This is a genomic window from Rheinheimera sediminis (assembly GCF_004005375.1).
Taxonomy (GTDB): Bacteria; Pseudomonadota; Gammaproteobacteria; order Enterobacterales; family Alteromonadaceae; genus Pararheinheimera.
In genome coordinates, this window is the sequence record NZ_RZUF01000049.1 from 3555 (window position 1) to 11600 (window position 8046).

7 protein-coding genes and 1 other RNA gene are annotated in these 8046 nt (G+C 48.0%); 2 read left to right on the forward strand and 6 right to left on the reverse strand.

Annotated elements, in window-relative coordinates; all coding sequences use genetic code 11:
* Positions 1 to 498: 498 nt before the first annotated feature.
* The 6 genes from gcvH to EMM73_RS19355 all read right to left on the reverse strand — a co-directional run bounded on the left by gcvH (position 499) and on the right by EMM73_RS19355 (position 7128).
* Complete coding sequence (gcvH, locus tag EMM73_RS19330; protein ID WP_127688404.1) at positions 499 to 888, reverse strand: glycine cleavage system protein GcvH; 390 nt, start codon at positions 886 to 888, stop codon at positions 499 to 501.
* A gap of 236 nt (positions 889 to 1124) precedes the next feature.
* Positions 1125 to 2204, reverse strand: a complete 1080-nt coding sequence (gene gcvT / locus EMM73_RS19335) for a glycine cleavage system aminomethyltransferase GcvT (protein ID WP_127688405.1) — start codon at positions 2202 to 2204, stop codon at positions 1125 to 1127.
* Between the two features lie 400 nt (positions 2205 to 2604).
* Positions 2605 to 3810, reverse strand: coding sequence for an FAD-dependent monooxygenase (locus EMM73_RS19340; protein ID WP_127688406.1), 1206 nt, complete (start codon positions 3808 to 3810; stop codon positions 2605 to 2607).
* Between the two features lie 116 nt (positions 3811 to 3926).
* A complete protein-coding gene (gene ubiH, locus EMM73_RS19345; RefSeq protein WP_127688407.1) occupies positions 3927 to 5192 on the reverse strand; it encodes a 2-octaprenyl-6-methoxyphenyl hydroxylase in 1266 nt (421 codons plus the stop codon).
* Between the two features lie 33 nt (positions 5193 to 5225).
* Positions 5226 to 6533 carry a Xaa-Pro aminopeptidase gene (gene pepP / locus EMM73_RS19350; RefSeq protein ID WP_127688408.1) on the reverse strand — a complete coding sequence of 436 codons (1308 nt, stop codon included), beginning with the start codon at positions 6531 to 6533 and terminating at the stop codon, positions 5226 to 5228.
* Positions 6534 to 6546: 13 nt separating this feature from the next.
* Positions 6547 to 7128 carry a UPF0149 family protein gene (locus EMM73_RS19355; protein ID WP_127688409.1) on the reverse strand — a complete coding sequence of 194 codons (582 nt, stop codon included), beginning with the start codon at positions 7126 to 7128 and terminating at the stop codon, positions 6547 to 6549.
* A gap of 104 nt (positions 7129 to 7232) precedes the next feature.
* On the opposite strand from EMM73_RS19355, the gene EMM73_RS19360 reads away from it, so the two are divergent.
* Positions 7233 to 7538: a cell division protein ZapA gene (locus tag EMM73_RS19360; RefSeq protein ID WP_186435302.1), complete on the forward strand. Its 306-nt coding sequence runs from the start codon at positions 7233 to 7235 to the stop codon at positions 7536 to 7538.
* Positions 7539 to 7564: 26 nt separating this feature from the next.
* Positions 7565 to 7749: non-coding RNA, 6S RNA (gene ssrS / locus EMM73_RS19365), on the forward strand.
* Positions 7750 to 8046 lie beyond the last annotated feature (297 nt).

Here is an 8046-nt window from a genome sequence, read left to right on the forward strand (position 1 = left end):
TTGGGTCTGTCACGGGCGGGGTAAACCCCGCCCCTACAAAACCCATGTATATCAATGATCTATCAGATATCCGTAGGGGCGAGGCTTGTCCTCGCCCGTCTATTCGGTTTAATCCGATGCTCGGGCGGGTAAACACCGCCCCTACAATAACGCACGTCTATTCGGTTTTATCTGGGTCTGTCACGGGCGGGGTAAACCCCGCCCCTACAAAACCCATGTATATCAATGATCTATCAGATATCCGTAGGGGCGAGGCTTGTCCTCGCCCGTCTATTCGGTTTAATCCGATGCTCGGGCGGGTAAACACCGCCCCTACAATAACGCACGTCTATTCGGTTTTATCTGGGTCTGTCACGGGCGGGGTAAACCCCGCCCCTACAAAACCCATGTATATCAATGATCTATCAGATATCCGTAGGGGCGAGGCTTGTCCTCGCCCGTCTATCCGATAAGTAAAAGCCCTGTGCGAACAGGGCTTTACAATTGTTTTGAATCTACTTATTCAGAGTCAACAACGCTCTGGTAACCATCAGCGTCTAATAAGCCGGCCAGTTCAGATTCGTCGGAAACCTTAACCTGGAACATCCAGCCGTCACCGTATGGCGCGCTGTTCACCAGCTCAGGAGAGTCGTTTAATGCATCGTTTACTGCAACGATTTCGCCAGATACCGGAGCGTAGATGTCTGATGCAGCTTTTACAGACTCAGCTACAGCTACGTCGTCGCCCTGAGCTACTACATCACCTACGTCTGGTAATTCAACAAATACCATGTCACCTAACAGGTCCTGAGCATGCTCAGTAATACCTACGGTGTAAACGCCATTGCCTTCGTCACGAACCCATTCGTGTGACGTTGCGTATTTTAAATCGTTAGGGATGTTGCTCATTGTTATGTTCCTTGGTGCTGAATTTGTTGTTAATCGCAGTCAGTCTACAAACTGACTCTGGCAAACAACATAGCGAAGCTATGCTTTTGCCGCAAGCTTATGGCGGCTCACCTTGTTTGTTTATTTTTCAATCAACAGCTAACAAACAAAGCAAACCACTAGATCTATACCTAAGTACTTTGAATTTAAGAAATGGCGCAGTCAACAAAGCCGCGCCTTCCCGTACGACCGGTATATTAAATTACTTTTTTACCCATACGTACAAAGTTAGGTTTTACTACTTTCACCTGAACCAGTTTGCCGCGGATATCCACTTCTGCAGTGTCGCCAGTCGACGCTGGTACACGGGCCATAGCAATACTGAAACCTAAAGTAGGAGAGAAAGTACCAGAGGTAATTTCGCCTTCGCCGCCTTCAGTCACCACTTTCTGGCCGTGACGTAATACGCCTTTTTGTTCCATCACTAAACCCACCAGCTTCATGGTGCCAGCAGCTTTTTGTTGTTCTAAAGCAGCACGGCCGATAAAGTTACGGTCGCTTGGTTCCCACGCAATAGTCCAGCCCATGTTAGCTGCCAGCGGAGATACGGTTTCGTCCATATCCTGGCCATACAGGTTCATACCTGCTTCTAAACGTAAGGTGTCACGAGCGCCTAAACCAGCAGGTTTCACACCCGCGTCCAGCAGTTTTTGCCAGAAGTCAGCGGCTTCTTCGTTAGGTAAAGAGATTTCGTAACCGTCTTCGCCTGTGTAGCCAGTCGTAGCAATAAACAGAGAACCGGCCTGAACACCAAAAAATGGCTTCATACCAGCAACAGCTGCTTTTTGCTCTTCGGTTAATAAGGTGGCTACTTTGGCTTTGGCTTGTGGGCCTTGCACTGCAATCATGGCGAACTCTGGGCGTTCGGTCACAGTGACATTAAATGCTGCAGCTTGTTTGTTGATCCAGGCCAGATCGTTTTCACGGGTGGCTGAGTTCACTACTAAGCGGAAGAAGTCTTCGGTCAGGAAGTACACGATCAAGTCGTCAATCACGCCACCGGCTTCGTTTAACATGCCGCTGTATAAGGCTTTGCCTGGTACAGTCAGTTTGTTAACGTCGTTAGCGAGTAAATAACGCAGGAAATTACGAGTGTTTGGCCCTTGCAGGTCAACGATAGTCATGTGAGAGACGTCGAACATACCAGCGTCCTGGCGGACATTGTGGTGTTCTTCAATTTGTGAACCGTAGTTCAGTGGCATATCCCAGCCGTGAAAGTCCACCATCTTTGCGCCACATTCTACATGCTTGGCGAATAACACTGTTTTTTGGGCCATCTGTATTTTTTCCAGTTTATACCGTCGTATTTGAAGCTACAGCTTTGTTGACTGCGCCATCTCGCCCCAGTCACATAGGTAACTATGCTCCTGGGGTCTCACGGCTTGTCGCCTCGCCGTAACTTCAAACTACTTAGGTAATTATGCTGCCGGAGCAGTCAATAAATTCTGGCCTGTGCCGCTGGAGCTTTTCAGGCCGCGTTATGCAACTTCAAACACTCAGACTTGCTGTCATCAGTCAGTCACAAAAATCTGCTTATAACCATATGACATTTTTAAGATGAACCGGATTATAACCGATGGGACAAGAGGCCAACAGCCCCTTTTGGATTAGATTTAATAATGCGAATGGCAGAGCTATAGCAAATACCCCTGCCATTTCAGGCCCCTTAATAGCCTATTACTTGGCTGCAGGCCTTGCCCTTATTGGGAGATCGCCAGAATCCCCCAAAGCTGCAGCCATTATTTTTTGTTTTATGAAAGGCAGTTTATCTGTCAGTTTCATTCCCAGCCCACGCACTAACTTCAGTAGTGGGTTTTGTCGGCCAAAGCCTTGTTTAAACGCCTCCATAGCGGCGATCAGGGTTTGTGCTTCGGCTTTACGCCAGCGTTCGTAATTTCGCAGCATTCGTTGTTCATTGATGGGCTTTTGCGCGCTTATTTGCTGACCTATTAGTTCTGCTAATGCGGCAACGTCCATTAAACCCAGGTTCATGCCCTGCCCCGCCAATGGGTGAATGGTATGGGCTGCGTCGGCCACCAGTACGGTTTTATTCAACACCCATTCGCTGGCATAACGCATTTTCAGCGGGTAACTGCTGAGTGTCGACTCAAGCTGCAGCAAGCCTAATACCGAATTGCTGGCTGCTGTTAAAGCTTTATTGAACTGTTCGCTTGGCATAGCTTGCAGCTCTGCGGCCTGCTCTGGGCTGGTACTCCAGACAATAGAAACTAAATTCGGGTCTGCCAATGGCAACAACGCCAGCGGGCCTGTCGGTAAAAATACCTGACGGGCACAGCTTTGATGCGGTTCAGTGGTGCGGATTTGTGCCACCAACGCCTGATGCTGGTAATCCCAAAACGCGATAGGCATTTGTAATTGCTGGCGGACAAAAGAGTTAGCGCCATCAGCGGCCACCAGCAGTTTGCACAGCATTGGGCTTTGATCAGCAATAGTCAGCAGGTTTTGTTGTTCGCTATTGCTGATGCTTTGAATCGTACTTTGAAACAGGCAACTGACATTGGTTTTGTATATCAGTTTGCTGTAAAGCACAGCACGCAGCTGTTCGTTGTCGACTATCCAGCCCAGCTCATCACAACCTTGCTCCAGCGCAGAAAACTCGATACGGCCAAAACTGTCGGCTTCCCATACTTTCATATCGCTGTATGGCGCAGCTGATGTTAAGTCCTGCCAAACGCCAAGCTGACTCAACAAGCGTTTTGATGCCTGATTCAGCGCGCTCACTCGTTTTAAGCTGGGTGCGACAGCCTCTGGAGCCGGCTCTTTATCCAACACAGCAATTTTAAGTTGTGAGTCGGCGAGCAATAGTGCAAGGGTTAAACCTGCACTGCCAGCACCAACGATCGTTACGTCATATTCCTGCATAATTCCCCCTGCGTCCTTGAAGCCGCAGTTTTGTTGACTTCACTCTCTCGCCCCAATCACATAGGTTAACTATGCTCATGGGGTCTCGTTTATTCGTCGTCGCACTGCAACTTCAATTACTTTGGGTGAAGGTTCTTTTTTTCAGTCAAAAGCGCCTTTAACTGGCGAATAGAATTCAGACCCATAGCCTGGTTCGCCACGACTTGTTTTAATTCAGGACAAAGGTTTAATGCGAATAAACCTGTGTTACGGCCAAGCGCCATCAGGCGGGAAGAGTTGGAAAATAGCCTTACTAGCGAGTCGGTATACAAAATCACTTGCTGCATATCAGGCAAACGCGCCTGCTGATAGGCTTTTGTTAGTTGATAACAACCAGCATCTGTCTGATGTTTTTGCAGCAACAAACTTAAACTAAAAATATCGCGGATGGCGAGGTTAAAGCCCTGCCCCGCTATAGGGTGCAGGTTATGCAAACTATTGCCGAGTAACAGAGTGCGATGACGCGCCGCTTCGGTGGCCCGCTTTAAACTTAAAGGGTACACCACCCGCTGACCGACACTTTTAAATACACCAGCTCTGTGCCCTGCTGCTTGTTGCAGCGCAGCTAAGAACTCTTCTTCGGTTTGGTTTAGATGATGTGCAGCTTGTTCGGGCGTTAAAGTCCAGACCAGCGAATAACGCTGCCGGGTTAACGGCAATAAGGCCAAAGGCCCGGTTGGGGTAAAACGCTCAAAAGCTTTGTGTTGATGCGATTCCGCCAAACCAATATTAGCGATTAGTGCATGCTGCTGGTAGTCATCCGATTTCAGCTCAAAACCGGCTAAAGCGCGGCTTGGAGATAAACCACCTTCAGCTATCACCAGTAATTTCGCCTGCAGAACTGCGCCACTTTGCAACTGAATGTGCTGCAGCTCTGCTGTTGGTTTTAACGCGCTAATTGCATCGCTGTAAAACCAGCTTAAACGGCCTTGAGCAGTGAAAGCTTTGAGCTTGTGCCACAAGACTTCGCCCATGGCTTCCACTTCAATCACCTGACCTAACGCAGTTAACTGATGATCGGTGGCATTTAAGTAGGTTTTACCAAAATGACCACGGTCGGAAATCTGAATATGTTTGATGGCACAGCCGCTTTGTTGCAGCTCCTGCCATAAACCCCATTGCTGCAGCAGTTCCACACTACCATGCGCCAGCGCTATGCTGCGGCTATCAAAGCTGGCTTTGGAAGGCTGCTGATCAGTAGCAAGTTCAGAGCTTTGTTCAACAATAGCCAGCTTTAATCCAGGGTTTTGACTCAGCAGCACATAAGCCAACATGGATCCGGCCATACCACCGCCTGCGATCACCAGATCCATAGGTTGTTCTGCTGACTGACTAAATGACATCAAATGATCCTGTGTTTGTTTTACCCTAAGCCTTTAAGCCTGCGCCATTAAAGCTTCTATTTCTGCGATTTCTTTTGGCACTGACTCTGTTAAATTGTCGTGCCCTTCGGCTGTGACCAGCACATCATCTTCAATCCGTACCGCCAGGCCCCACCACTTCGGATCGCACTGCGATCCTGTTGGAATATATAAACCCGGCTCTATGGTTAGAATCATGCCAGCTGCAAAAGGCCGCTCTTCACCAGCAACTTTGTAAGCACCAACATCATGTACGTCCAGCCCTAACCAATGGCCTAAGCCATGGATAAAATAGGTTTTACAGGCATTGTCATTTAACAGCTGTTCCAGCTCGCCTTGTAAAATACCCAACTCCAATAAGCCTTTAGTCAGCTCTAAACAGGCAGCGTCGAGCGCATCTTTAAACTTGTTGCCAGGTTTTACCTGGGTACAAGCAGCGTACTGGGCATTCAGCACCACTTGGTACAAAGCGGCCTGCTCCGGGCTGAATTTGCCACTGACCGGGAAAGTACGGGTAATATCCGCCGTATAGCCCTGATACTCAGCGCCAGCGTCAATCAGCACTAAATCGCCGTCTTTCAGCTGACTGCTGTTGTCGGTGTAATGCAAAATACAGCCATTTTCACCAGCTCCGACTATGCAGTTGTAGCCAGGAAAACGAGCGCCGTGCATAGCAAACTCATGCAAAATATGCGCTTCGAGCTGATATTCCCATACACCTGCTTTGGCAGCCTGCATCGCTCTTTTATGCGCATTGGCACTAATAACGCCGGCTTTGCGCATCAGCTTTATTTCGTCTGCATCTTTAAACAAACGCATTTCAGCCGTTACAGGCCTTAAATCCTGCTGCACTGTAGGTGCCGCATAACCCCGTTTTGGATAAAGTCGTAAGGTAGCTAAGGTAGCCGCTACTTTGGCGTCAAACTCTGCATAAGTGCCCTGAGCATAAAACAGCGTCGTTTTTTGATTCAGTGCTTTTAACAGCTCGTTTTCCAGCTCTGCAATGGGCAAAGCATCTACACCTAATACAGCTTTAGCTTGTTCTGGCCCTAAACGACGACCTTGCCAGATTTCAGCCAACTGGTCTTTCGGGCGGCACAGCAGCAGACTAGCAGTGTTGGCAGAATTGTCTTTGCTCAGGATCAAAAGCGCGTCAGGTTCATTAAAACCAGTCAGGTAAAAGAAGTCGCTGTCCTGACGAAACGGGTATTCGGTATCCCGGCTGCGGGTTAACTCCACAGCTGCTGGTACTAACACCACGCTGTTGTTAGGGATCAATGTAAGCAAGCGCTCACGTCTGTTTGAATAAATGCTCACTGTCATTTGCTAAAGGCTCTTAATGCAAAGTTTTATTCTGAACTTCGGTTTTGCTGAATTTCAGCCCCACTTCGTTAAAGACGGTCAGCACCAGTAAACGAATATGCTCCAGCACTAAAAAGTACGACTCTTCGTTACTTTCGGCGCTGTTGTCATCTATAGCAAATACGTCAATTTTGGTGATTTCGGTCAGCTCTTCGATTGCATCTTTTACTTCAGCCGAACAAATGGATAAATCGTTCTGCTGAATGGCAAAACCTACTAAAAAAGACTGGGTCCATTCGACCATAGCTTCGAGGCGTTCCGGCAAGGAATCATCGTCACCAGGCAGCAATAACGCAAAGGAATAGTCGGTCTGTGCCAAAGATTCAGACGTTTGCATGATTAAATCAGAAATTTCTGCTTTAACAGGGGCAGATAGAGCTTGTCCGTCATTTAAGAAGTCGTGCAGAACTGGTAATATCTTTGCTGGTTCTGCGCTCACACCGGCACTTAGCAAACCTGCGATCAAGCCATGTACTTCGGCGGCCGACGCCATCAGGTAAGATTGATCCAGCATACTGGTCCAGTGATCGTAAGATTTAAAACTTTCTGTCGTCATAATTTTTTCGGCCCAAGCGACTTTTCAAGGCAGCTATCCTACCATTTGCTGGTTCTACCCGCCAACAGATGGACGCCCCAATCGCAGGCCCAGAGGTATCTATCATGCATTTACGTAAATTTCGTCCTGTTGATCCACCTCCAGCTGAAGCTGTAGTGAAAAAACCTGTAGCCAAACCTGATGCCAGTACAAAACCTAAGCAATTAACTATTTCTGTTTTGGGCCGGGTGTTAAAAGTTTCTTGCCCTTTGGGCGAAGAACAACGGCTACAAAATGCCATTGATGAATTAGAACAACGGGTTGCCAGTACAAAATTTAAACCAGGTGTGCACATGAACGAGGATGTTTTGCTGATGATTGCGCTAAATTTGTGCAATGAGCTCGTGGAAGTGAAAAAGAAGGCGGAATAATCAAAAAGCCGGTGTTATACTTATCACGTTCTCTGAGTTGTCAGTGATTAGGTAGATGTCCCTGAGCCGATAATTGTTTTACTTTAGGGGCTCTTTCTCGTTGCTTTTGTGCAGGCTCGGCTCGTACCGAGAAGCCTACGGTGACAAACTGACTCCCGCCTTGAACCTTAGGTTCAAGGGCTGATACTTGACACGGCAATTCGGAGAACCTTTTATCCCTCGTACTTGAAGCCGCAGCTTTGTCGACTGCGACGCTCGCCCCAATCACCTATTGCGACTGATAAACTTTGCTCTCTAGCGAGCACTCACCTCCATCCATAAACACATAGACAGCTATGTTCATGGGAACTCACTTACTTGTCTTCGCGCTGCAACTCCAATTACTTTGGATTAATCCCTCGTACTTGAAGCCGCAGCTTTGTTTGCTGCCCTATTTATTCCTGCATTGATTTCAACACCAGAAGGACGAGGCAAGCCTCGCCCCTTATATGGACTCCCCTGAACTATC

What these genes read in the sequence shown, in the direction of transcription:
- gcvH (WP_127688404.1), bottom strand. Translation starts at nt 888, where the DNA reads ATGAGCAACATCCCTAACGATTTAAAATACGCAACGTCACACGAATGG.
- gcvT (WP_127688405.1), bottom strand. Translation starts at nt 2,204, where the DNA reads ATGGCCCAAAAAACAGTGTTATTCGCCAAGCATGTAGAATGTGGCGCA.
- EMM73_RS19340 (WP_127688406.1), bottom strand. Translation starts at nt 3,810, where the DNA reads ATGCAGGAATATGACGTAACGATCGTTGGTGCTGGCAGTGCAGGTTTA.
- ubiH (WP_127688407.1), bottom strand. Translation starts at nt 5,192, where the DNA reads ATGTCATTTAGTCAGTCAGCAGAACAACCTATGGATCTGGTGATCGCA.
- pepP (WP_127688408.1), bottom strand. Translation starts at nt 6,533, where the DNA reads ATGACAGTGAGCATTTATTCAAACAGACGTGAGCGCTTGCTTACATTG.
- EMM73_RS19355 (WP_127688409.1), bottom strand. Translation starts at nt 7,128, where the DNA reads ATGACGACAGAAAGTTTTAAATCTTACGATCACTGGACCAGTATGCTG.
- EMM73_RS19360 (WP_186435302.1), top strand. Translation starts at nt 7,233, where the DNA reads ATGCATTTACGTAAATTTCGTCCTGTTGATCCACCTCCAGCTGAAGCT.